The 23,188-nt window shown below is 70.4% G+C and carries 16 protein-coding genes; 10 read left to right on the forward strand and 6 right to left on the reverse strand.

Going from position 1 to position 23,188, the window contains the following annotated elements:
• Positions 1–508 precede the first annotated feature (508 nt).
• The 4 genes from fxsT (Adu01nite_RS32295) to Adu01nite_RS32310 all read left to right on the forward strand — a co-directional run bounded on the left by fxsT (Adu01nite_RS32295) (position 509) and on the right by Adu01nite_RS32310 (position 6,251).
• Positions 509–3,388 (forward strand): FxSxx-COOH system tetratricopeptide repeat protein, encoded by a 2,880-nt coding sequence (gene fxsT, locus Adu01nite_RS32295; RefSeq protein WP_203732551.1) that lies wholly within the window; start codon positions 509–511, stop codon positions 3,386–3,388.
• A gap of 177 nt (positions 3,389–3,565) precedes the next feature.
• Positions 3,566–3,766 carry an FxSxx-COOH-like cyclophane-containing RiPP peptide gene (locus Adu01nite_RS32300; RefSeq protein WP_203732553.1) on the forward strand — a complete coding sequence of 67 codons (201 nt, stop codon included), beginning with the start codon at positions 3,566–3,568 and terminating at the stop codon, positions 3,764–3,766.
• Entirely contained in the window at positions 3,763–4,968 is a 1,206-nt protein-coding gene (locus Adu01nite_RS32305) for an FxsB family cyclophane-forming radical SAM/SPASM peptide maturase (RefSeq protein WP_203732555.1), read from the forward strand. Before Adu01nite_RS32300 ends, Adu01nite_RS32305 begins: the two co-directional genes overlap by 4 nt.
• Entirely contained in the window at positions 4,965–6,251 is a 1,287-nt protein-coding gene (locus Adu01nite_RS32310) for an HEXXH motif domain-containing protein (RefSeq protein WP_203732557.1), read from the forward strand. Before Adu01nite_RS32305 ends, Adu01nite_RS32310 begins: the two co-directional genes overlap by 4 nt.
• Before the next feature lie 15 nt (positions 6,252–6,266).
• Here the strand turns inward: Adu01nite_RS32310 and fxsT (Adu01nite_RS32315) are convergent, their stop codons facing one another.
• Positions 6,267–9,464, reverse strand: a complete 3,198-nt coding sequence (gene fxsT / locus Adu01nite_RS32315) for an FxSxx-COOH system tetratricopeptide repeat protein (RefSeq protein WP_239132854.1) — start codon at positions 9,462–9,464, stop codon at positions 6,267–6,269.
• Between the two features lie 197 nt (positions 9,465–9,661).
• Here fxsT (Adu01nite_RS32315) and Adu01nite_RS32320 point away from each other — a divergent pair, with 197 nt between their 5' ends.
• Positions 9,662–9,964 carry a hypothetical protein gene (locus tag Adu01nite_RS32320; protein WP_203732561.1) on the forward strand — a complete coding sequence of 101 codons (303 nt, stop codon included), beginning with the start codon at positions 9,662–9,664 and terminating at the stop codon, positions 9,962–9,964.
• A gap of 7 nt (positions 9,965–9,971) precedes the next feature.
• On the opposite strand, the gene Adu01nite_RS32325 is transcribed toward Adu01nite_RS32320, so the two are convergent.
• Entirely contained in the window at positions 9,972–10,943 is a 972-nt protein-coding gene (locus Adu01nite_RS32325) for an Acg family FMN-binding oxidoreductase (protein WP_203732563.1), read from the reverse strand.
• 196 nt (positions 10,944–11,139) lie between these two features.
• Between Adu01nite_RS32325 and Adu01nite_RS32330 the strand changes: the two genes are divergently transcribed.
• The gene (locus Adu01nite_RS32330) at positions 11,140–12,138 is read left to right on the forward strand and encodes an Acg family FMN-binding oxidoreductase (protein WP_203732565.1); all 999 of its coding nucleotides are present in this window, start codon (positions 11,140–11,142) and stop codon (positions 12,136–12,138) included.
• A 7-nt stretch (positions 12,139–12,145) separates the two neighbouring features.
• Here Adu01nite_RS32330 and Adu01nite_RS32335 read toward each other — a convergent pair whose 3' ends face one another.
• Positions 12,146–13,174 carry a LacI family DNA-binding transcriptional regulator gene (locus Adu01nite_RS32335; RefSeq protein ID WP_203732567.1) on the reverse strand — a complete coding sequence of 343 codons (1,029 nt, stop codon included), beginning with the start codon at positions 13,172–13,174 and terminating at the stop codon, positions 12,146–12,148.
• Between the two features lie 72 nt (positions 13,175–13,246).
• Between Adu01nite_RS32335 and Adu01nite_RS32340 the strand changes: the two genes are divergently transcribed.
• Positions 13,247–14,320 (forward strand): phytanoyl-CoA dioxygenase family protein, encoded by a 1,074-nt coding sequence (locus Adu01nite_RS32340; RefSeq protein WP_203732569.1) that lies wholly within the window; start codon positions 13,247–13,249, stop codon positions 14,318–14,320.
• On the opposite strand, the gene Adu01nite_RS32345 is transcribed toward Adu01nite_RS32340, so the two are convergent.
• The 3 genes from Adu01nite_RS32345 to galT form a co-directional block, all read right to left on the reverse strand.
• Positions 14,317–15,417, reverse strand: a complete 1,101-nt coding sequence (locus Adu01nite_RS32345; RefSeq protein WP_203732571.1) for an NHL repeat-containing protein — start codon at positions 15,415–15,417, stop codon at positions 14,317–14,319. The two genes, Adu01nite_RS32340 and Adu01nite_RS32345, sit on opposite strands and share 4 nt — an antisense overlap.
• Positions 15,418–15,456: 39 nt before the next feature.
• A complete protein-coding gene (locus Adu01nite_RS32350) occupies positions 15,457–16,071 on the reverse strand; it encodes an ArsR/SmtB family transcription factor (protein WP_203732573.1) in 615 nt (204 codons plus the stop codon).
• 245 nt (positions 16,072–16,316) lie between these two features.
• Complete coding sequence (galT, locus tag Adu01nite_RS48755; RefSeq protein WP_307836665.1) at positions 16,317–19,691, reverse strand: galactose-1-phosphate uridylyltransferase; 3,375 nt, start codon at positions 19,689–19,691, stop codon at positions 16,317–16,319.
• Positions 19,692–19,958: 267 nt separating this feature from the next.
• Here galT and Adu01nite_RS32360 point away from each other — a divergent pair, with 267 nt between their 5' ends.
• The 3 genes from Adu01nite_RS32360 to Adu01nite_RS32370 all read left to right on the forward strand — a co-directional run bounded on the left by Adu01nite_RS32360 (position 19,959) and on the right by Adu01nite_RS32370 (position 23,187).
• Entirely contained in the window at positions 19,959–21,266 is a 1,308-nt protein-coding gene (locus tag Adu01nite_RS32360; protein WP_203732575.1) for an ABC transporter substrate-binding protein, read from the forward strand.
• Between the two features lie 65 nt (positions 21,267–21,331).
• Positions 21,332–22,279, forward strand: a complete 948-nt coding sequence (locus tag Adu01nite_RS32365; RefSeq protein ID WP_203732577.1) for a carbohydrate ABC transporter permease — start codon at positions 21,332–21,334, stop codon at positions 22,277–22,279.
• Positions 22,280–22,281: 2 nt separating this feature from the next.
• Entirely contained in the window at positions 22,282–23,187 is a 906-nt protein-coding gene (locus tag Adu01nite_RS32370; RefSeq protein WP_203732579.1) for a carbohydrate ABC transporter permease, read from the forward strand.
• The last annotated feature ends 1 nt before the right edge of the window (position 23,188 follow it).

Below are 23,188 nucleotides of genomic sequence, written 5' to 3' on the forward strand. Positions count from 1 at the left end.
GGCGGCATCGTCCGCGTCCTCCTCGCCCTGACGAAGTGCCCGAATCACCCGGCGAGCAGCCTCGCGCCTGGACGGGCTGCGCGACCACAGACTGACTCCGACGGCCACGATAACCGCGGTCTCCTCGACCAGGCGAGCCAGCATCAGAAGCGTGAACGGGTCAGGCAGTTCGAACACGTCGTCTCCTTGGGGTATCCGATCGACTACACCTCCAAGGCTGAATTAGGCGCCGGTCAACCAAAAGGCTTCCCGATGCGATACCAACTTGTCTTGACGACCTCTATTCGCCCGGTCGTTGTCTAATTCCGCGTCCACCGGTTGTCAGTTGACTGGCCGAGATGATCAATCGTAGGCACGGGACAATGGCCGTCACCCGTCCGGGCGATCTTCCAAATCTGACAAGGAATGTCAAATTTTGGCTCGCCGGTCCCATTGTGGACGCCGATCGCGGCATGGAAACCTGGAGCTTGACAAAAACTGAGGAGACGTCCCGGTCGGAGCGTGTCGAGTGGCAATCCCGCTGCCGGGTCTTGACAAGCTGCCCGACGGGCCTCTGCGTGCGTTCGTCACGGCCGTGCATGAGGTTTATGACGGCGCCGGACAGCCCGCCGCCCGGCTGATTGCCAAGGCCACAGTGGAGCTCCCGGTCCACGAGTTCCATTCCGTCTCGCACGAGACGGTGAGTGCCACGCTGCGGGCCAGCACGGTGCCGGCCTGGGAGAAAGTCCGGGCGATACTGCGCGTGCTCGCTTCGATGACACCCGTCGAGCGTGATTTCCTGGCTCTCGAGCAACGGATGATCGAGCTGTGGCAATCGGCCCGGCACGAGTTGCAGGAAGTGGAGCTCGGCGCCGTTGCTCCCACGCCCCGGCCGATTCCGAGGTCATCGACGCCGGTCACGCTGCCGAGCCAGGCCGCGCCGCCGGCCGCCACCCGCCCGCCCGCCACCCCCGGGTTCGTCGGCCGCTCGGCGCTACTCGAGTCGATCCACGCCGCCCTGGCCACCGGGCCGGATGTGCGGCTGGTCCTGCACGGGCCGATCGGGTCGGGCAAGACACAGACCGTCCTGCAATACCTCACCCTGTCCCCCGATCCGGATCGCTCCGTCTGGTGGGTGCCGTCCTCCTCGGCGGATGCGGCCGCGACGTCCTTGATAGAGCTGGCGGCGGTGCTCCGGATCGAGCTGCACCACCGCGTCGACCGCACGCTCGACCTGGTGCTGGACGAGCTGGAGTCACAGCACTTTCCGTACTTGATGATCTTCGATGGCCTCGACGAGCCGGAGATGCTTCGCCTGGTCCCGAACGGCGGCCACGTCATCATCACCACCCGCGATCCCTCGCTCGGCGACGACGGGTCGACGACCGGCATCGAGATTCCAGACCTCGAGCCGGGCGAGGCGGAAGAGCTCCTGCGGGATCACGACCCGGAGGTGGACGACGAGCAGGTGAAGCACACCCTCGAGACGTACGGGCGGAGCCCGCTGGCGCTCCGGCAGACGATTGCCTGGTCGCGGGCGGCCGGCATCTCCTTCGGCCCGGTGGACGGCGTCAACCCGGCCGACCTGCTGACCACCACTCCGGCCGAGGGGTACGGACGCACCGCCTCGCTGGCCCTGCTCTTCGCCCTCGACCGGCTCGAGGCAGCGAGCAACCCGGCGCTGCTGCTCCTCGAGACGCTCGCCTGTTTCGCCCCGGTGCCGGTTTCCAGGGATCTGCTCGGCCGGAGCGCGACCGCACAGACGGACGAGGTCCTCGCCGGTTTTCCGCGCGACGAGGTGACTCTCAACAAGGCGATGGCCGAGCTTCGCCGGCGTGGCCTGACCCGGCTGACCGCGGACGGCCAGCGGATCGAGTTGCTCCCGCTGGCACGGCTCGTCGTCCGGCGGGCGCTGTCCGGCAAGGAGCGGGACCAGGCCCGGGCCCGCGCCCACGCCGTGCTGGCCGCCGCGAACCCCGGATGGCCGGACGACCGGCCGCCGGCGGCGGACACGTACTACTGGGAGATCGCTGCCCACGTGGACGCAACCGGGCTGGTGTCGGCCACCGGCCTCCGGGCCCGCGAGGCGGTCTACCACCAGATCCGATTCAGATACCTGTGCGGCGACTACTCCGTGGCCTGCGACCTCGGCGAACTGGCGCACGCCGCCTGGCGCGTCGGTAACGACCCGTCCCAGGACGACCATCTCGTGCTCCGGACCTCGCAGGAGTTGGCCAATGCGCTACGGGCAGCCGGACGATACGAACGAGCCGGCGCCCTGACCCGTACGGCGATGAGTCAGCTCCGTGTCGACCCGGCGTACGGCGAGAGCCACCCGTACAGCGTCGCCGTGGCCGCCAGCCGGGCGGCGGACCTGCGCATCGCGGGCGACTACGCCCGCGCGCACGAGTTCGACCGGGAGACCCTCGCGCAATGCGAGGAGAATTTCGGTGCCGACCATCCGCGGACCACCATGAGCCGGCACAGACTCGCGATCAGCCTGCGGTTGACCGGCGCCTTCCGGGCCGCGGAGCAGGCCGATCGCGCCGCATTGCGCCAGCACCGGGACAGGTTCGGCGACGACAACTGGCGGACCCTGCTCTCCATCAACGCGCTCGCCGAGGACCTCAACGGGCAGGGCCGCTACCAGGATGTCCTCGACGAGGTGGAACCGATGCTGGCACGCATCGAGACACGGCAGCGAACGCGGATGGATCGCGGGTTGATGCTCGCCCGGCGCACGCTGGCCCTGGCCCGGCGCGGAACCGGGCTGCTGCCGGAGGCACTGGAGTTGCTGGAGTCCGCCTACGTCGAATGCGCGGCGCTTTTCGGCGAACGTCACGAGTATCCGCTCGCGTTACGGATGAGCCATGCGAACACACTTCATCTCCTGGGCCGCACGCAGGAGGCTATCGACGAGGTCTCGCTGGTCCTCGGCTGCTATCGCGATCTTTTCGGCTCCGGCAATCCGCTGACCGTCGCCGCCGATATCAATCTGGCGAACGCGTTGCGGGCCAAGGGCGAAATCATGCGAGCGATGCGGATCGACGGTGCGAGCAGCGAGACGCTTATCGACAGGGTGGGTCCTGACCACCCGTTTTCGGTGGCCGCTGCGGTCAATCTGGCATCCGACTATGCGCGCGCCGCACACCCGAATCGGCTGACCGCTTCCCGGCGGGCCTTCGAGCTCGCGAAGAAAGCACACCCGCGACAGGACCATATGCACGTGATCGCGGCCAAGGCCAACCTGGCGGTCGACCTCGAAGGAGTGAACAGCGCCGCCGCGGCCGCCATTCGCCGGGAGGTGCTGGAACGGCTCGAATCCCGGTTCGGCCCGGCTCATCCGGCCGCTGTCGCCGTAGCACACGGCGAGCGAGTCGACTGCATTCTTGAGCCGCCACCCGTCTAGGTAGTTTGGCAAGTCTTGTCAAATTCGGCCGAGTCGCCTGCGCCAAGATCACGGCTACGAGGATCCTCCTTGCGGTGGGCCTCGAGAATGAGGCCGTCCGGCCGCTTTGCAAGCACTGTTCACGGGGGGTAGACAGTCATGCCGGGAGTAACTCTCTTCAGCTGTGGAGGACAACCGGTGGTTGGCGCTTCTGGATCGATCGCGGACGGCGAGCAGCGAGACGACGAACTCGTCGATGTCGCGGACGTTCCACTGACCGAATTGCTGGGCGCGCGCGAGGACTCACCGGTACAGCGCTCGATCAGGCGCTTGCAGGCGAGCCTGGAAGATCCGAATGGTGTTCTCTCGGCTTTCAGTTCCTTCATCGCGAGCCCATGACCGCGGTCGGCTGGCCCTATGAAGGCCTCGACGTCGCGGCTCTGCTGGCCGGTGGCTGGCGGCCGACGCCGTTCCATGAGGTCATCATCAAGGTGCACCAGCGCTGCAATCTGGCGTGCTCGTACTGTTATGTCTACGAGCACGCCGATCAGACGTGGCGTGATCGCCCAGCCGTGATGCCCGCCGAGGTGTTCGCCTCGGTCGCCCAGCGGCTGGGCAACCACGTCCGTGAACACGATCTCCGCCGGGTCGGTGCGGTGCTGCACGGCGGCGAGCCGATGCTGCTCGGTGCGGAACGGTTGGGCGGCTTGGCCGAACAATTGCGGGCCGCGCTGCCATCGTCCTGCGAGCTGCGGGTGGGGATGCAGACCAATGGGGTGCTGCTGAACGAAGCGGCACTGCGGGTGCTCCGTGACCACGACATCACGGTCGCGGTCAGCGTCGACGGCATCGCCGAGAACCACGATCGGTACCGTGTCACGCACGGCGGCCGGGGAACGTTCAGCGCGGTGAGCCGGGCGATCGAGTTGCTCGCCCGGCCGGAATACCGTTCCGGCTTCGGCGGCCTGCTGTGCACCGTCGCACCGGACACCGACGCGGCGGAGTGCTACCGGCAACTACGTTCGTTCGACCCACCGGCGATCGACTTCCTCCTTCCGCATTCCAACTGGGGTGCGCCCCCCGATCGGCCCGGCGGCGGCGAGACGGAGTACGGCGCATGGCTGATCGCGGCGTTCGACGCGTGGTACGACGACCCGGAGCCGGTGCCGGTGCGCCTGTTCGAGAGCGTCATCGACCTCACGCTGGGCGGCGCATCGAGGTCGGAGCAGGTGGGACTCAGCCCGGCCGCGCTGGTCGTGGTCGAGTCGGACGGTGCGATCGAACAGGTTGACGCGCTGAAGACGGCGTACCCGGGGGCGTGCGCCACCGGGCTGAACGTGAGCCGCGACGAGTTCGACGCCGCGCTGGCCCATCCCGGTGTGCTGGCCCGTCAGATCGGACTGGCCGCGCTCGGTGAGCGGTGCGCGGCCTGCCCGGTGCGCCGCGTCTGCGGAGGTGGCCACTACGCCCACCGCTACCGGCCCGGCGCCGGATTCCGGAACCCCTCCGTGTACTGCTCCGACCTCCAGTTGTTCATCGAACACGTACGCGATCGGGTCGTTGCCGATTCGCGCGATCTCGCCTTGGCGGTGACCAGATGATGACGACGTTTCACCGGCTGCCCGCGGATCTGCTCGGCGGGCTGGCCGCGAGCAGCGGTGGCGTGGCCTCGTCCGAGGCGCTCGCCGACGCGCAGCTCAGCAAGCAACTGCTGCTGATCGCCGACCTGCTACGGAGATGGCCCGGCCCGGCCGCCGAGCGCGACCATGTCGTCGCTCTGCTGGAGGCTGCACGGCGGGCCGCACCGGCCGCGGCCGCGCGGGTCCTGGGTTCGCCCGAGGTCGGGGCGTGGATCGCCATCGTGAGCCGGGCACTCGAGCAGGGCCGGGCCGAGCGCGCCGACCTGCTGCATATCGGCGCGGTGGCGGCGGCCGCCTGCGCGGCCGCGGGCGTCGACGCCGAGACCGAGGCACCCGTCCGGGACGGCGCCGTAGCCCTGCCCGGGATCGGCCGGCTGACCGTCGGCGAGGCTTCGTCCGCACGCGTCACCGTCGCGGCCGGCAACCTGATCGTCGACGCCGGTCATGGCCCGATCGCGATCGGCGAGCTCGGGAATGACGAACGCTGGCAACCACTGCGACTGCTGCGGGCCGGGGACGGCGGGCTTCGAGCCGTGCTGGCGCTCGACGATGTGGACCCGTACCGGCACGGATATCACGCACCACCCGCGCCGCGGCTGTCCCCGGCCGAATTCCTGCGCTGGCAGGATCTGTTCACCGAGGCCTGGCAGTTGCTCGCCGAGCATGTCCCGGATCGAGCCGCCGAGGTCGCGGCCGGGCTGCGTGCTCTCGTGCCGTTGCAGCCGGACGGCCATTCGTCCCGCAGCGCGACCATCCGTCACCTGTACGGGGTTTTCGGGCTGACCCTGCCGCCGACCGCCGCCGACTTCGCCGTGACCCTGGTCCACGAGTACCAGCATGCCAAGCTCAGCGCCGTCCTCAATCTCGTGCAGCTGAGCGATCCGGCTGACGAACGGCGATACTTCGCACCCTGGCGCACCGATCCGCGACCGCTGGCCGGCCTGCTCCAGGGCGTCTACGCCTTCGCCGGTGTCGCCGACACCTGGCGCGCGCTCCGCGGAGCGGACGGGGTGGCCGACGCGGCCGAACAGGAGTTCGCCGACGCACGGCTGCACGTGGATCGCAGTCTCGCGACGCTGGAGTCGTCGGACGCCCTGACGCCGACCGGCCGGCAGTTCGCGACCCGGCTGCGTCAGTTCACCGACGGGCTGCTCGCGGAGCCGGTGTCCGACGCCGCGGCACGCCGGGCCCAACGGCACCACGACGACATCCATCAGCGATGGCTGGCCGCGAACACCGCCTGATCCGGTAACTCCCGCTCAGGTGGGCGGCGACTCGATGTCGCCCTCGAGTCGCTCGCCGCGTTCCGCGGCCACGACCTCGGGGTGAGCGGCGCCGAGAACCTGGCGTAGGCCCGTCAGCGCATCCCGCCGTATCGACTCCGCTTCGTCGGCCGCCCCGTTCGCTTGCAGGTCGTACGCGAGATTGATGGCTCGGGCGAGCAGGTAGGGGTGTTCGCCGTTGTCCCGCGCCTCGTGCCGGCCGCCCGACACCGTCCGGCTGCGCTCCAGCATCTCGGTCGAGAGGGCTCGCGCCTCGATCCCATCGCCACGCAACGCGTGATCGGTGGCGAGCGACGTGCCGGCACAGAGCGTGTAGGGGTGTTCCGCACCGAGGACGTCGGTCAGCCGTTCGTAGGCCTGGGTATCGAGCTCCTGCGCGGTGAGGTGATCGCCGGCGGCTCGCCGGGCCACCGCCTCGTTGACGACCGCGACCAGGGTGAGCGGGTGGTCGTCGCCGAAGAAATCGAGATAGCGCTGCTTGGCGCTGGTGAGGTGTTCCAGTGCTCCCGCCACATCACCCAGCTGCCGCAGCGTATTGCCGAAGCTGCACAGGACCGCGACGGTGTACTCGTGGTTCGGGCCGAACCGGAGCTGCGACTGCTCCAGGTTCTCGCTCAGCACATCGCGGGCCTCCCGCAGGCGGCCGGCCTTGCGCAGCGTGATGCCGTAGGTGCGGCCGGACAACAGCACCAGCCGGTGGCCGCTGCTGCGCTGGTCGATCAGTGACCCGCGCCAGCCCTCCAGCACCGCCAGACCCGCCTGGTAGGCACCCAGTCCGTAGTAGTTGCGGGCAACGTTCATGTACGCCTCGAGCGCGCCGAAGCTGGTGACGAGCGGGCTGACTCGCTCCCAGTAGTCGACCGTCGCCTGGTCCAGCTGCGCCGCCTCGGTGAATTCGCCGACCATGCGGTGGGCGACCGCCAGGTTCGACTGGGCGCGCAGGACATAGGGTTCCTGCCGCTCGAACACCTGCCGGTGCCGGTCGAGCGCCTCCCGGGCGAAGGCCAGTGAATCCTTGTACTCGCCGCGGATCCGCATGGCCGCGCCGAGTTGGTTGGTGAGCACCAGGGTGGACTTGGCGGTTTCCCCGAGGTGCTCGAGCATCAGGGCGTACGTGTCGTTGGTGAGTTGATCGGCCGGAGCGCTCTCGCCCAGAGCACGCATGGCGTTGGCGATATGGGCCCGGGCCTGCAGCGTGAGTTCGCCGTTGGCACCGAGCTTCGGGTAGGGCCCCTCGCCCTGCCACTGCTTGACCGCCTCCTCCGCGATGCGGCGGCTGTTCTCGTAGTCGCCCATGTTGTAGAGGTAGCGGACGTGGTCGAGAACCACCGATCTCGCTTCGATGCGCTCGGCCCGGATCATGTCGGCGGACTCCAGATGTGCGCCGATCTCGCGCTGCCGGTCCAGGTCGGCGCGTTCGACCTTCTCGTCCGGGTCCCCGGGGTCGGCTTCGGCCAGGAGGTTCTGCACACTCCGCAGGATCTCCGCAGCGTGCTGCTCCTCCAGCGCGTCCCGGAGCACGCCCTGGACGAGGCGGTGCACCTGCAGGCGTTGCGCGTTGTCCACCTTGACCAGGCCGTACTGGTTGAGATCCCGGACCGCTCGGTTGATCTTGATCGGATCGCCGAGCAGGGCACGCAGCGGCTGCAGCACCTCCGCGTCCCGGCCGTACCGCAGCAGCGACACGGGAACCGGCTCACCACCGAGGAACGCGAAGAGCTCCAGCAGCTGAGCGGTGGCCGGCGCGTCGGTGCGCAGCTTCTCGATCGCCAGGGTCACGAACGCGACGACGGAATCGGGGTAGCCGACCGGCTTTCCCTCCGACAGCAACTCCTTCTGATGCTGCTCCAGCAGCTCGATGTACTGCTTGACCGGCATCTTCGTCAGCAGGTGCCAGGCAGCCGCCTGTTCGAGGGCGAGGGGCAGGTCGCTGAGGCGGGCGGCCAGCTTGAACGCGTCGTCGGTACTGATGCTGTTGTCGGTGCGCCGCCGCAGCAGGTCGATGCTCTCGGACCGCTCGAAGACGTCGACCTCGATCGACAGGCCGATGCCGGCCCATTCCTTGTTTCGGGTGGTGACGATGAGGTCCCCGCCGGTGGAGGGGAGGTAGTCACTGATCGAGTCGAGGTCGTTCGCGTTGTCGTAGACCAGCAGCCACTTGAGTGCCCCGGCGGCCAGCGCGTCGAGCACCAGCCGGGCGGTCTGCTTCGCGTTCTCGTCGGGACGGATGCCGAGTTGCCCGGCGAGCTGCTCCAGCGATGCGAGCACACCCGACGCCGCGTCGGCGGGAACCCACCAGACCAGGTCGTAGTCCTCGAGATGGCGGTACACATATTCGAGTACGAGCTGGGTCTTGCCGACACCACCCATGCCGTGGACGGCGTGCGGGAGGACGGCTGCCCTGTTCCCGGACGCGAGAGTGTCGCCGAGCAGGTCGAGAAGCGTGGTCCGGCCGGTGAAGTTGTGGTTCTGCAGCGGCACGCCGCCGCGGATCGCGCGGCCGCCACCGCGACGCTGACGCGGCCCGGAAGACTGCTCGCCGCCCCACCGGCCGAGCCGCAACGCATCGAACCTCGCCTTGGACACACCGAGGCCACCGGCGACACTGGACGCCCAGTACCGAAGACCGCTGCCCGGGGCGCCGTCGAGCGGACCGCCCAGGCGCATCACGAACCCGAGCAGGGGTGGCAGCCCTTCGACGGACGGCGGCTGCTGTTCCATCACCTTGAGGACGGCCTGCCAGTCCTGCCAGATGCCGAAGTCTTTGAGCTCCGGCACCTCCGACAACTCGCCGAGCGCGCCGAAGACCGCGGCGCTGCCGACGTTGCCGAGCATCCGGCACAACTCGCGCCGGTCCGGTTCGGACAGCAGAAGTGGACCGCGAATCTCCCTGGCCTGATCAAGGGCGCGCAGGACCGCCGGCCCTCGATATCGATCAGCGACTATGCCGACGAAGACCTCCAGGCCGCCGCTGAGCATGTCGAATATGTCGACCAACGATCTGAGGTCGGCGCGCGCGTCCGGTGAACGACGCGTCGTATAACGGCGTCGAAGAACGATCTCGGCCTCGTCGACCAGCTGATCGCGAACATCACCGTCCGACAACGCAGCGACTTCCAGTAACGTTTCGACCAGAGCGTCAAGGGGACTGTCTGCAATCGCGGTTTCCGACACGGATTCTCATTTCCGACGCGATCCCAACGTATGACCGGATCGTAACGGATTTCTCCGCCGCACGTGACTGCCCGTATCGGTGGTGCCGCCCGGTTGGCACAGACCGGTTTTCCCGCCGGGCGCAATCCGGGCGGATGACCGTGGTGAGCGACCGGACCGCGACAACGCCGCGGCCGGCCGAAGTTAAGATCTCCCGGATGAGTAACCCGTTGCGCTCACTGCGGTGGTACGCCGGTCTTGCCGTGCTGTTCTTCGGCGTTCTTCCGGCGGTGATGGTGACCCTGCTGGTGATCGGCGGCGACACCCCCGGCAAGGTCGGCCTGCTGCTGATCGGTGGCATTCCGCTGGTGCTGGCCGCGCTGGTCAGCGTGGCCCGGGGCATGGTCGGGGCCGACCCGGAGGAGGCCTCCCGGCGGCTCTACCTGGGCATGGCCCTGACCGCCGGAGCGGACGTGCTGCTGCTCGGCGGCAACGCCCTGATCCGGATGGCCGCGGAGTAACCGCCGGTCAGGACGAAGCTTCCTCGATGACCTGGTCGAGCGGCAGCCGCGGGGTCTTCGCCGGCTTGGCGCTCGCGCTGTCCAGCAGGCCGAGCCGGACCACCAGGTAGGGCGCGCCCAGGTCGCCGATGATGCGGCGCAGCTCGTGCCGGGTGTAGGGCACCTCGATCGGGCCGCTGATCGGCAGCAGGCCGGCGTTGTGCTCGGTGGCGGTCAGCCACAGCGCGTTGAGCGCCTCCCCCGCCTGCAGCCACTCGTGCCGCTCGTCGCCGGTGCCGTAGAGGACCGCGTACGTCGCCGCGGTGTCGTGGCCCTCGCCGGCCGCCAGGGTGCCGGTGCGGCCGAAGTCGCGTTCGGCGACCGTGGTCAGCGGCAGGCCGGCCGGCAGGTTGGCATCGGGAATGCCGGTGCCGTCGCTGCGCTCGCCGCCGACCCAGGCGGCGGTCTCCTGCTGCAGGCGCTCGTCGGAGGTCTCGGTCTTCTGCGCCCGCTCGACGATCACCGCGAGGTCGATGACCTGGTCGTGGCCGATCAGGTGCAGCCGGGCACCCTCGCTCTCGGTGGCGGCGACCAGGGCGTCGAGCACCGGCGTGCCGAGCCGGGTCTCGCTGACCGTACGGCGGTCGGTGTGCCGGGCCTTGAGCTGCTCGAACCGCTCGACCGCGGCCGGCTCGGGGGCGGCCTGCTCGTCGAGGTGCAGCACCGCCAGCGGGGTGCCGGCCGGGCGCTCGACGCGGACCCGCCAGCCCGCCGCGGCCAGCGCGACCCGGGCGTGGTGCAGGGCGGCGCCGCAGCTGAGCAGCAGCATGTGGGCGTCCGGGTCCTGGACCGTCAACTGGCGGTCGGTGACCGCGTGCAGCTCGAGCCGGTCCGGGTGGACGGTCCACTTCCACGGCTGGGTGTTGTGGATCGAGGGGGCATACCGCGCGGCCTCGGCGGCCTCCCGAAGGGCCTGACGGCGGTCGGCGTCGACGGTCATGGCGTTTCTCCCCTGCTCAGTGCGCGCGCAGCCTGAAGAGGCCACCGGTTGCAGAGCCGGCGACCTCGGTGAGGCACCACAACGATCTAACCAGGCTCCGGCCGTCGTCGCACACGTTCGCCACAGTTGCGCCGGGCACACCACGGCGGGACCTCCGGCCCTGCCCCGGCCGGTCCGGACCTGTGAACGTGGGGTCATGAACGCGTCCGTCCATCTGCTCCCCCACTCCGAGGCACGTGCCGCGCTGGAGGCCGCCGCCCGGGCGTCGCTGCGCGCCCCGTCGGTGTTCAACACCCAGCCCTGGGCGTGGCGTATCAGCGGCCAGGTCATGGAACTCTCGGCCGACCCGGCACGGCGACTGGCGGTGACCGACGCGACCGGCCGGCTGATGCGGATCAGCTGCGGTGCCGCGCTGCACCACGCCCGGGTCGCGCTGGCCGCGGCCGGCTGGAGCGCCGGCGTGGAGCGGATGCCGGACGCCCGGCGCCCGGACCTGCTCGCCCGCATCCGGGTGACCGGCCTCGCCGAGCCGGACATGGCCGCGATACGGCTGGCCGAGGCGATCATCCGGCGGCGCACCGACCGGCGGGCGTACGGCGATCGCCGCATCCCGCCGAAGACGTTCGCCCGCCTGGCCGAGCTGGCCGAGGCCGAGGGCGTACGCCTGCATCTGGTCCCGGAGGAGCGGGTGCCGGAGCTGGCGGTGGCCGTCGACGAGGCCGCCGACGTGGAGTATTTCAACCCGGCCTTCCGCAGCGAGCTGAGCCGCTGGACGCATCGTCCGGCGTGGACCGGCGACGGTGTCCCGCCGTCCACCGTGGTGCAGCCGACGATGCGCCGGGTCCCGGCCCGTAACTTCCTGCCCGGCGGCACGGCCGGCCTGGCGGCGGGTTCCGGCGGGGACGAGGGGGGCGCGTACGTCATCCTCTCCGGCCCCGGCGATCAGCCCCTGCACCTGCTGCGCGGCGGGGAGGCGTTGTCCGCGGTGCTGCTGCACGCCACCGCCGAGGGCATCGCGACCGCCCCGATCAGCGAGGCGGTCGAGGTGTCCTGGCCGCACCGGCTGCTGCGCCGCCTCCTGCCGTGGCCCGGCGACCCCTACCTGATCCTCCGGCTGGGCTACCCCGACTCCGACGAGGCGCCACCGCCGTCGCCTCGTCGGCCCGCCCGGGAAACCGTCCAGATCGTGGAGTGAAAGAGGGTCAGCCGAACTCGACCGGTGGCGCGTTGTGCGGGGTGATCACCTGCACGGCCGACGGATTGGTGCGGACCGGGCCGGGCAGCACGCCCTGCGCCTGCATGATGGCGTGGCAGGCCCGGCGCAGGTCGGTGCGAAGGTCGTGGTGCAGCACCGCGGACAGTTTCCGCTCGCGCAGCAGCGCGGTGTTCTCGCCGTCGAGGTCGTGCGCGACGAAGACCTCGTAGGGCCGGCTCAGCTCGGCGAATGCGTCGACCACCGCGGTGTTGCCGCCGGCCCCGGCGTAGAGCGAGTAGATCGCCCGCACCGCCCGGTTGCCGGCCAGCAGGTCGCGGATGCCGGCGGCGACCGCGTCGGCCCGGTCCTCGGCGTCGACCACCTCGTGCAGGCGGCGGGCCGGGCCGGCCGCGGCCAGCTCGGCGCGGAAGCCGGCCTCCCGCTCGTCCTCGCCCCGGAACGACCCGCGTCCGCGCACCACGAGGACCTCGCCGGAGCGGTCGCCCAGCCAGCGCTGGATCAGGTAGGCGGCGGTGGCGCCGGCCGCCCGGTTGTCGAGGCCGACGTAGGTGATGCGCGGGCTGGCGGGCAGGTCGGTCACGCAGGTGACCAGGGGTGCGGCGAGCCGGCCGGCGGCGGCGACGATGTCGGGTACGTCGGGGGCCTTCAGGATCACCCCGTGCGAGCGGGCGCCGACCCGGTCGAGGACCGCCACCACGTCCGCGGTCGACGGCGAGTCGAGCAGGTGGAAGCGGGCCCGGATCACGGCCGGGCGCAACCCCGGCAGCTCCGCCTCGAGGGCGGCCCGGATGGCGGCGGAGAACCGCGGCGGCGCCTGCACGACCACGTCGATCATGAAGGTACGCCCGGCCAGCCGCACCTGGGTCCGCTGCCGGTCGAGGTCGGCGATCGCCGCCTGGACCTCGCGGATCGTGCTGTCCCGGACCCCGGCGCGGCCGTGCAGCACCCGGTCCACGGTGGCCTCGCTGAGTCCGGCCTGGGCGGCGATCTCGCGGATCCGGAAGGGGTGCTTCACCCGTACACCATGATGGTCTTTTGAGGGTTTCTCAAGGGTCTTCGATGCGTCGGGGTGACCTAGCGTGACGGCATGACAACCTGGTTCACCGCCGCCGACTGCGACCTGGAGGATTTCCGGGCGGTCTGCGAGCAGAAGACGGATCTCGGTTCCTACCCGCACGCGACCGGCGTGGCCGACAACGTGCTGATCTATCCCGGACAGCTGCCGAACACCCGGGAGGTCCAGGCCGAGCTGGTGCGGGCGCTGATGGACGGGCCCGGGGTGGTGGTGTTCACCGGCGCGTTCGGCTCGGACGTGGTCGATCGGGCCAGCGCCGTGTTCCACGACATCATCGCCGCGCAGAAGGCGGCCGGCACCGCCGCGGGTGATCACTTCGCGAAGCCGGGCGCCAACGACCGGGTGTGGGGTGCGCTCGACAAGTTCGCGCTGCGTGACCCGGAGGCGTTCGCCGCCTACTACGACAACGACACCCTCGCGCTGATCTGCCAGGCCTGGCTGGGCCGCGGCTACCAGGTGACCTCGCAGGTCAACGTCGTCAATCCGGGGGGTACGGCGCAGGTCGCGCACCGCGACTACCACCTCGGTTTCATGTCCCAGGAGCAGGCTCTGGGTTACCCCGGGCATATTCACGCGCTGTCACCGGTGCTGACCCTGCAGGGCGCGGTCGCGCACGTCGACATGCCGGTCGAGACCGGGCCGACGCGGTATCTGCCGCACTCGCAGAAGTATCCGGCCGGCTACATCGCCTACCACCGCCCGGAGTTCACCGCCTACTTCGAGCAGAACCACGTGCAACTGCCGCTGGCCAAGGGCGACGCCGCGTTCTTCAACCCGGCGGTCTTCCACGGCGCCGGCACGAACCGCTCCACCGGCGTACGCCGGATGGCCAACCTGCTGCAGGTGTCGTCGGCCTTCGGCCGGGCGATGGAGAAGGTGGATCGTACGGCGATGGTGGAAGCTCTTTATCCGGTTCTGCGCTCTTATGCCGGTTCGGTGGAGAACGTGATCGCGGCCTCCGCGGAGGGCTACCCGTTCCCCGCCGACCTCGACCGCGACCAGCCGGTCGACGGGATGTCGCCGCAGACGCAGGCGGACCTGGTGCGCGAGGCCCTGGCCGCCGGCTGGAGCGAGCTGCCGCGCTAGAACGCCGCGGCGGACAGCCCGACACCGATCGTGGCCGGCAGGATCCGGGTCACCCGGTCGGCGTCGACCCGGGAGACGCCACCGTCCAGCACCCACACCGAGGCGCGACCGGCGAGCAGCGCGAAGGCCGGATCGTCCGGGTCGGCGGCCACGACCGGCAGCCGGGCCCGGACCTTGCCGGTGGCGCCGTCGATGCGGACGATCTCCGAGGCGATCTCGTCGCCGACCCACAGATCGCCCAGCGCCACCACGGACGGCAGGTCCTGCGACACGTCCGAGATCCGCACGGTCAGCCCGTCCGGGAGCCGGACGACGTTGCCGCAGTTGCCGATCGCCCAGCCGCCGGCCAGGGAGAGGGCCGGCTCGTCGTGCTTCAGCCGGACCTGGCCGACCACGGCGCCGGTGTCCGGGTCGAGGCGGTGGACGACCGGCGAGTTGATCCCGGTGGCGTAGAGGCCGCCAGCGTACGAAAGCTCGCCGATGTCGTCCGGTAGCGCGACCTCGGTGAAGCTCGCCGGCCGGGCCGGGTCGATCCGCAGCAGCCGGGTGCCGGCGCCCAGCCAGAGCAGGCGCCCGGTCTCGGCGAACGCCCACGGCCGGAAGTCCGCCGGCAGCGCCGTTCGGGTGACCTTCCCGGCCGAGCCGACCCGCCAGAGCCGCCCCGGTTGAGCGATCCAGAGCGAGCCGGACGCGTGGATGATCCGCTGGTAGGCCGCCGGTTTCACCGGCTCCACGGTGGCCCGCCCGACCACCGCACCGCTCGCCGGGTCGATGATCGCGAGCGTCCCGGTGTCGGTGCGGTAGACCCAGAGGCGCCCGCCGCCGGTCACCAGCACGGGCGGTATCAGCGGCTCGGTCCCGGCGACGGTGGCGGTCGCGGTGGCCCGCCCGGTGCGCCCGTCGATGGCCCGCACCGACCCGCTCCCGTCGGCGACCCACACGCTGTCCGCGGCCGCCGGCATGCGGGGCGCCTGACCGTGCGCGACCTCGTCGACCGGCCCGCCCGGGCAGTCGTCATGCCGGAACGCCTGGCCACAGCCACCGAGCAGCCCCGCCACCATGACCAGCGCAGCGGCGGCGCCTGTCCAACGCGTCATGGCTCGTGCGACTCCTCCCGGCGATCGGCCGGGAGGAAATTACCGCGATCGCCGTCGATTCGCCGCCCCGTCGAGGACCGCGTAGTTCGCGGTCGGGAAGGGATCGCCACCGCGCGCCCGCCAGGCGGCCACCGACACGCAGTGGACGTTGACCTCTCGGCCCAGCCGCCGCTCGGCGAGGCCGGCCGCGTCGGCCAGTTCCCGGTGATCCGGCGCCCCCACCACGAGCACCTCGACGTCGCGCGGCGGCGGACCGGCCGCCCCGAGATAGCGGGCCGCCCACGGTCCATACAGGTAGGCGGCGTCCACCCCCGGCAGCGCGGGAATCAGCTCGGCGAGGACGGCGGCCGGCCCGTAGTTGAACGCGAGCAGCTCGGTGAGCGGCCGCGCGAACGGACTGTGCAGGTCAGCCTTCAGGAGTCGAAGGTTCCCGCGCCGCTCTTCGCGAACGAGCCCAGCTTCGGAGAGCCGATCAGCTTCCTTACCGACGCTACGCTCCGAGACCTTGAACTGCCGGGCCAGCTCACCGGCCGAATAACTCATCTCCGGATGCAGATAGATCCAGGCCAACAACTCACCCATGAGCGGCGACCGCAACATCGGAAGCAGATCCGACCGCACCCGCACCAGCCGCACCATCTCAGCTGTAGTCATACGACTATGGTCCCGCTACCCGCCGCGACCCGCCGGACACACAGTGCGAGATACCACGACACCGGTAAATGCCCACCCTCACGCGGTCACCACACGGCTTGCGCATCTCGCACAATGCCTTGCATCAGATGCAAGAAGACCGGGTCACACAGCTAGTTGTCATTAGGCTATATTGTCATAGCGCTACCCCCTGGCGCGCACAGAGGTCGGGGGCGCCGGACCAAGCCGGCGTCCCCGATCGTCGGTCAGCCCAGTGAGCGCAAGCGGGTGGCCACCCGCTCGGGGGTGGTGTCGCTGATCCAGGAACCCATTGCCGACTCCACGCCGGCCAGGTATTTCAGCTTTCCGGGGGCCCGCAGGATGGAGAACACCTGCAGGTGCAGGCGGAACACGTCGCGGTGGGTGCGGGTCGGGGCCTGGAAGATCCCGGAGATGTACGGCGTGGAGCTCACCCCGGGGAAATAGCGGTCGAACCGGCCCAGCACGTCCAGGTAGATCAGGGCCAGGTCGTCTCGCTCGGCCGAGGTCAGGGCGGGCAGGTCGGGCACGTCCCGGTTGGGGGCCAGGTGCACCTCGACCGGCCATCGGGACGCCGCCGGCACGTAGGCGGTCCAGTGGGCCGATTCGGTCACGATCCGGGTCCGCGCCCGCCGCTCGGCGTCCAGGATGTCGCGGAACAGGTTGCCGCCCTCGTGGGCCTCGGCCAGCTCGATCATGCGGGCGGCCTTCGGCGGCACGAACGGGAACGCGTAGATCTGGCCGTGCGGGTGGGGCAGGGTCACGCCGATCTCGCGGCCGCGGTTCTCGAACGGGAACACGTATTCCACGTCGTTGCGGGCGCCCAGCTCGGCGGTGCGGTCGGCCCACGCCTCGATCACGGTGCGGGCCCGGTGCGGGGTCAGGCTTCCGAACGACCCCTTCGGGGCCGAGGAGAAGCAGACGACTTCGGTACGCCCGGCGGCCGGCCGCACCGGCCACAACGGGTCGCCGTCGACGAGGCCGGCCGCACCCGGCACGCGGGGCGAGAACGACGGGAAGCGGTTCTCGAACACCACCACGTCGTACGAGGACTCGGCGATCTCGGTCCGGAAGCCGCCGGCCACGGTCGGGGCGAGCGGGTCCTGGTCGGCGGCGGGCAGGAAGGTCCGGTCGTTGCGGAGCGCGGCGATCGCGATCCACTCGCCGGTCAGCGGGTCGTAGCGCATCTCCGGCCCGGGCGCGTCGGCGGCGGCCGGCAGTTCGCGCTGGTCGACGGCGTCGCGGGCCGGGAAGGGCTCGGTGTCGTCGAAGTAGATGATCTCCCGCCCGTCGGCCATCGAGCGCGCGGTCCGGCGTACCCGGTGCGGCTCCTGACCGAGGCTGCGCGCCTCGACCTTGAGCGAGTCGATGGCCAGCAGCTGCCCGTCGGCGGCGGCCAGGCGTTCGTGGGCGTCCTCGGGCAGCGAGATGGTCGACCCGACCGCGAGCGGCAGCAGGTGCAGCGTGACCTCGGAGGCGGCCGTCGCGCCGATGTCGCGCAGGCTGACGGTCCACTCCGAGCCGTCCCAGAACCGGTCGGTGACCGTGCGCCCGTCGACCCGGAGCTGCCCGACGTCCCCGGCCCAGCGGATCCGCAGGTAGCTGTCGAGCCCGGGCACGCCGATCGAGTCCGGCAGCGACAGCCGGTAGACCGCGGCGAGCTCGTCGAACGCGGCCGGCGAGGGCGCCGACTGCCGCCCGTCGAACTTCTCGTAGCCGACCGGCACCGCATTCCCGGCGGGCCGCACGAGCGAGGCGACCACGGCGGCCGGCGCGGCGGGCGCGGCGTGGCCCTCGAGCGGCAGGTCGGTGAAGGCGCGGGCGGCGGGTTCGTAGACCCGCACGCCGGGACCGGCGGACTCGATCCGCCCGTCGGCACCCCAGGTGAGGTCGGCCGCGGAGAGCAGCAGCCGGCGGGCCGGGCCGTCCTCGCAGACCCACACGTCGGCGGCCACGGCGGCGGGCAGGACCAGCAGGTCCAGCTCGCCGCCGTGCTGCCGGAGCCGGACCGGCGACAGGACCGGCTCGACGGCGACGGCTTCGCCGTCGACCGAGTACGTGGTGTCGATGCCGGCCTCGGCGACCAGCACGAGGGTGGGCACCGGGCCGGGGAGCAGGGTGAGCGCGGACGCGGTGGCCCAGTCGAGGCGCACTCCCCCGGCGGTCAGCGCGATCGGCCAGCGGGCGAGGGTGCCGACCGGGATGTCGACCGGCGCGGCCGGCAGCACGATCTCCGAGTCGGCCAGCGCGACCCGGAACTGCGCTCCGGCATAGCGTTCGAGCGGCACGTGCGGCTGGTGCCAGGCGATGAAGAGGAAGCCGCTGGTGCCGTCGCTGCGCAGCGCCCAGCGCAGGGTCTGCGAGTCCTCGACGCCGGCCGGCCGCACGTCGGGCAGGCTGGACGGCATCTCGGCGAGCGAGGCGCCGAACGCGGCCAGGAACGCGTGCTGCCGGCGCAACTCGGCATGGCTGGCGGCCAGGAGTCCGGCCTCACCGATGGGCGCGCCGAAGTCGTACCCGAGCCTGGGCATGTCGTTCGGGTAGCCGGTGGCGTGCGATTCCTGCATCCCGGAGTCGCCGGGCGGGTTCGTGCCCCCGGCGTACATGTAATAACCCTGCCAGGCCGACCCGTTGCCGATCTTGCAATGCGCGATGGTCGCGACGTCGAGGGCGGCCGGCCGCGGCCGGCGGTGGTAGGCGGTGGCCATGCCGCCGCCGAGCTCGCAGGTCGAGGGCGGGAAAAGATCCGAGGGGGTACGCGGGTGGGCGGTGTCCGCCCGCATCCCCTGCAGCTGCATCCGCCGCACGTCGGCACCGATGCCGGGGTCGTCCCAGACGTGCGAGAAGAAGTAGTGGTCGCGGAACGTCGGGTCCCAGGGCGCGTCGGCGTCGACCCAGAAGCCGTCGCCGTAGCCGCCGTAGAGCGGCAGCAACTCCTCGGCGGGCAGGTCGGCGCCGCCCCACGCGGTGGCGGTCCAGAGCGGCGCGGACATGCCGGCCTCGCGGGCCAGCCGCTTGAGCGTGCGGAGGTGTTCGGGCTGGTCGTAGAGCTCGTTCTCCAGCTGGATGCCGAGCACCGGGCCGTCCGGACCGCAGCGGCCGTCGAGCGCGGCCGCGATCTGGCCGAACCACTCGCGGACCAGGTCGAGGTAGCCGGGGTCGTCGGTGCGGTGCCGGACCGGGGCCTGCTGCACCCAGTCGGGGAAACCGCCGTTGCGGGACTCGCCGTGGCACCACGGGCCGATCCGCAGGATGACGTCGAGGCCCTCGGCGACGGCCAGGTCGACGAACGCGGCCACGTCCAGGTTGCCGTCGAAGCGCGGCCGGCCCTGATGCTCGACGTGGTGCAGCCAGAAGATGTAGCTGGCCGCGACGGTGACGCCGCCGGAGCGCATCTGCCGCAGGCGCTGCCGCCAGCGGGCGCGCGGGATCCGGCTGTAGTGGATCTCCCCGGAGACCGGGATGACCGGAACGCCGTTGCGTTGCAGGTAGCGGCTGGTCAGCGAGACACCGGGCCGCGCCTCCTCGTCGTTGCTCATCCGTGGCCGGCGCAGCGGCTGGGACCAGGGATGGTGCCGTACGGCGAGCGGGTCGGTGGACACAGGGACTCCTCTGCGACGAACGGATGCTGCGGGCCAACGTGATCAACGAGCGACCCCTGCTGCGATCGGCACTGTAACCGGTCACAGGCGTAGTGCTCCGCACGATACATCCAGTTAACGGGTCGGACGCAAGGACTTGACAACCACGAAAACTCGCAGCACTGTAACCGGTCACAGGTCCTGTTCGGTGACGCACGTCTCCCCCGTGGCGAACCTGGCAGCGACCCCGGCCCGCACCACCCCCGGCCGGCCGATCGAGGAGGATCGTTGAAAAAGACAATCGTGGGCGTTCTCGCCGCCACCCTTTTGATGACCAGCGCGTGCTCCAGCTCCGACGACGACGCGACCACCGGCAGCTCGGCCAAGCCCGGCGAGAAGGTCGAACTGACCTACTGGACCTGGGCGCCGAACATGGACAAGGTCGTCGAGGGCTGGAACACCGCGCACCCCGACATCCACGTGACCGTCAACAAGCAGGACGGCGGCGACCCGGCCGTCACCAAGCTGCTCACCGCGATCAAGGCCGGCAGCGGCGCCCCCGACGTGATGCAGGCCGAATACCAGAAGATCCCGACCTTGGTCTCGGCGAACGCGCTGGCCGACATCGCCAAGGAGTCCGGCAGCCTGAAGTCGAAGTTCCCCGACTCGGCCTGGAACGCGGTGACCCTTGGCGGCGAGGCGCTCTACGGCGTGCCGCAGGACTCCGGCCCGATGATGTTCTACTACCGCACCGACGTCTTCGAGAAGCTCGGCCTGCAGGCCCCCAAGACCTGGGACGACTACGCCGCGGCGGCTCGCAAGATCCACGCCGCCAACAAGAAGCAGTACCTCGGCACCTTCTCCGCGACTGACGCGGGCTGGTTCGCCGGCCTGTCGCAGCAGGCGGGCGCGTCCTGGTGGGGCATCAACGGCGACACCTGGTCGGTCGCGATCAACGACGCCGCCACGCAGAAGGTCGCCGGCTACTGGGGCGGCCTGGTGCAGGAGGGCGTCATCGACAACAAGCCGATGTACACCCCGGAGTGGAACGCGGCCCTCAACGACGGCACCCAGGTCGGTTGGACCAGCTCGGTCTGGGGCCCCGGCGTGCTCGAGGGCAACGCGGCGAGCACCAAGGGCAAGTGGAAGGCCACACTGCTCCCGCAGTGGGACGCGGCCAGCCCGGCCAACGGCAACTGGGGCGGCTCGGCCACCAGCGTCACCACGCAGAGCAAGCACAAGGCCGAGGCGGCCCAGTTCATCGCCTGGCTCAACACCGACCCGGCCGGCATCAAGGCTCTCGCCGGCACCGCCAACGTCTACCCGGCCAGCGTCGACTCGTCGGCCGCGCTGACCACGCCGCCGGCGTTCCTGTCGAACCAGCCCGACTTCTACACGGTCGCGGCCGAAGCTGCCAAGATCACCAAGCCGTTCACCTACGGCCCGAACGTCAACGTGGCCTACAGCAGCTACAACGACGCCTTCGGCAAGGCCGCCACGTCGAAGAAGGCCGCCGACTTCACCGCCGCCCTCACCACGATGCAGTCGACCACCGTCGACGACATGAAGAACACCGGCTTCAAGGTCGCCGGCTGATCAACCCCGGATGCGGCGCGGCGAAAGCCGCGCCGCACCCCCAGCACGACAGAAGGTGACGGCCCGTGTCGGCGCTTCCCACTTCATCCCGTACGCCGAGGACGGCAACCCGCCGTGGCGGGCGCGCCGCCGCACCGTACTCGTTCCTCGCCCCCGCCCTGATCCTGTTCGTGGCGTTCCTGGCCGCGCCGATCGTCTACGCGGGTTACCTGAGCCTCCGTCGGGTCAAAGTCAGCGGCCTCGGCCTCGGCGCCGGGGCACGCACCGAGATCTGGGCCGGCCTGAGCAATTACAGCCGCTCGCTCGCCGATCCCGACTTCATGCCCAGCGTCTACCGGATCGGCGCCTACGGCCTGATCGTGGTGCCCACCATGCTCGGGCTCGCCCTGCTCATGGCGCTGCTGCTGGACGCCGGCCGCACCCGTGTCGGAACCTTCAGCCGTACCGCGATCTTCCTGCCCTATGCCGTGCCCGCCGTGATCAGCTCGCTGCTCTGGGGTTTCCTCTACCTGCCGCGGGTCAGCCCGTTCACCGATCTGGTGCAGGGTCTCGGGTTCACGCCGCCGGACGTGCTCAGCGGCTCGTGGGTGCTGTGGGCGGTCGCCAACATCGCGGTCTGGGGCGGCACCGGCTTCAACATGATCGTCATCTATACCGCGCTGCGGGCGATCCCGACCGACCTGTTCGAGGCGGCCCGCCTGGACGGCGCCAGCGATCGGCAGATCGCCTGGCGCATCAAGATTCCCATCGTGCTGCCGAGCCTGATCATGACGTTCGTGTTCTCGCTGATCGCGACGCTCCAGGTCTTCGCCGAACCGATGACGCTGAAGCCGCTGAGCAACACGATCTCCAGCACCTGGACGCCGCTGATGAAGGTCTACCGGGACGCCTTCGTCCGCAACGACATCTACTCCGCCGCCGCCACCTCGGTGATCATCGCGGTCGCCACCTTCGCCGTGTCCTTCGGGTTCCTCAAGCTCGTCGGGAACCGGGCCTTCAACCAGGAGGACTGATCATGACCATCTCGACCGTCGTGCCGGCCGTCCCGGCCACCGCCGCGCCACCGGCCACCGCCCGGAATCGTCGCGGCAACCGCAGGAACAGCACCCTGGCCACGGTTCTGCTGCTGCTCGGCGCGCTCTACTGCCTGTTCCCGGTGCTGTGGGTGCTGATCGCCTCGACCAAGAGCTCGGGCGAGCTGTTCTCCACGTTCACCCTGGCCCCCAGCACGCACCTGTTCGACAACATCGGCGACCTGTTCGCCTACCGGGACGGGCTCTACTGGCGCTGGATGGCCAACACGGTGCTGTACGCCGGGGTCGGCTCGGCCGTCTCCACGCTCATCTCGGCGATGGCCGGCTTTGCCCTCGCGAAGTACGACTTCCCCGGCAAGAAGTTCGTGTTCAACGTGATCCTGGCCGGGGTGCTGGTGCCCGGCGTCATCCTTGCCATCCCGCAATACCTGCTGCTGGCCAAGGTCGGGCTGACCAACACGTACTGGTCGGTGCTGCTGCCCAGCATGATCTCCCCGTACGGGATCTATCTGTCCCGGATCTTCGCCGCCGCAACCATCCCGACCGAGGTCCTCGAGGCGGCCCGGATCGACGGTGCCGGCGACTGGCGCACCTTCGGCCGGGTGGTGCTGCCGATGATGAAGTCCGGCCTGGTGACGGTCTTCCTGTTCCAGTTCGTGGCGATCTGGAACAACTTCATGCTGCCGTACATCATGCTCGGCGACGACCATCTGTTTCCGATCACCGTGGGCCTGTCCGGACTGCTGAATCAGGGCGCCAGCCAGCCCGCGATGTACATCACGGTGGTCACCGGGGCGCTGATCTCGATCATCCCGCTGGTCGCGCTCTTCCTCAGCCTGCAGCGCTACTGGCGGGTGGACCTGGGCGCGGGCGCGGTGAAGGCCTGAT

The organism is Paractinoplanes durhamensis (assembly GCF_016862175.1).
In the GTDB taxonomy this organism is placed as follows: domain Bacteria; phylum Actinomycetota; class Actinomycetes; order Mycobacteriales; family Micromonosporaceae; genus Actinoplanes; species Actinoplanes durhamensis.

Coding starts and splice junctions, on each gene's coding strand:
- Adu01nite_RS32305 (WP_203732555.1), top strand. CDS start 3,763: ATGACCGCGGTCGGCTGGCCCTATGAAGGCCTCGACGTCGCGGCTCTG.
- Adu01nite_RS32310 (WP_203732557.1), top strand. CDS start 4,965: ATGATGACGACGTTTCACCGGCTGCCCGCGGATCTGCTCGGCGGGCTG.
- Adu01nite_RS32340 (WP_203732569.1), top strand. CDS start 13,247: ATGACAACCTGGTTCACCGCCGCCGACTGCGACCTGGAGGATTTCCGG.
- Adu01nite_RS32345 (WP_203732571.1), bottom strand. CDS start 15,417: ATGACGCGTTGGACAGGCGCCGCCGCTGCGCTGGTCATGGTGGCGGGG.
- Adu01nite_RS32325 (WP_203732563.1), bottom strand. CDS start 10,943: ATGACCGTCGACGCCGACCGCCGTCAGGCCCTTCGGGAGGCCGCCGAG.
- Adu01nite_RS32320 (WP_203732561.1), top strand. CDS start 9,662: ATGAGTAACCCGTTGCGCTCACTGCGGTGGTACGCCGGTCTTGCCGTG.
- Adu01nite_RS32330 (WP_203732565.1), top strand. CDS start 11,140: ATGAACGCGTCCGTCCATCTGCTCCCCCACTCCGAGGCACGTGCCGCG.
- Adu01nite_RS32350 (WP_203732573.1), bottom strand. CDS start 16,071: ATGACTACAGCTGAGATGGTGCGGCTGGTGCGGGTGCGGTCGGATCTG.
- Adu01nite_RS32370 (WP_203732579.1), top strand. CDS start 22,282: ATGACCATCTCGACCGTCGTGCCGGCCGTCCCGGCCACCGCCGCGCCA.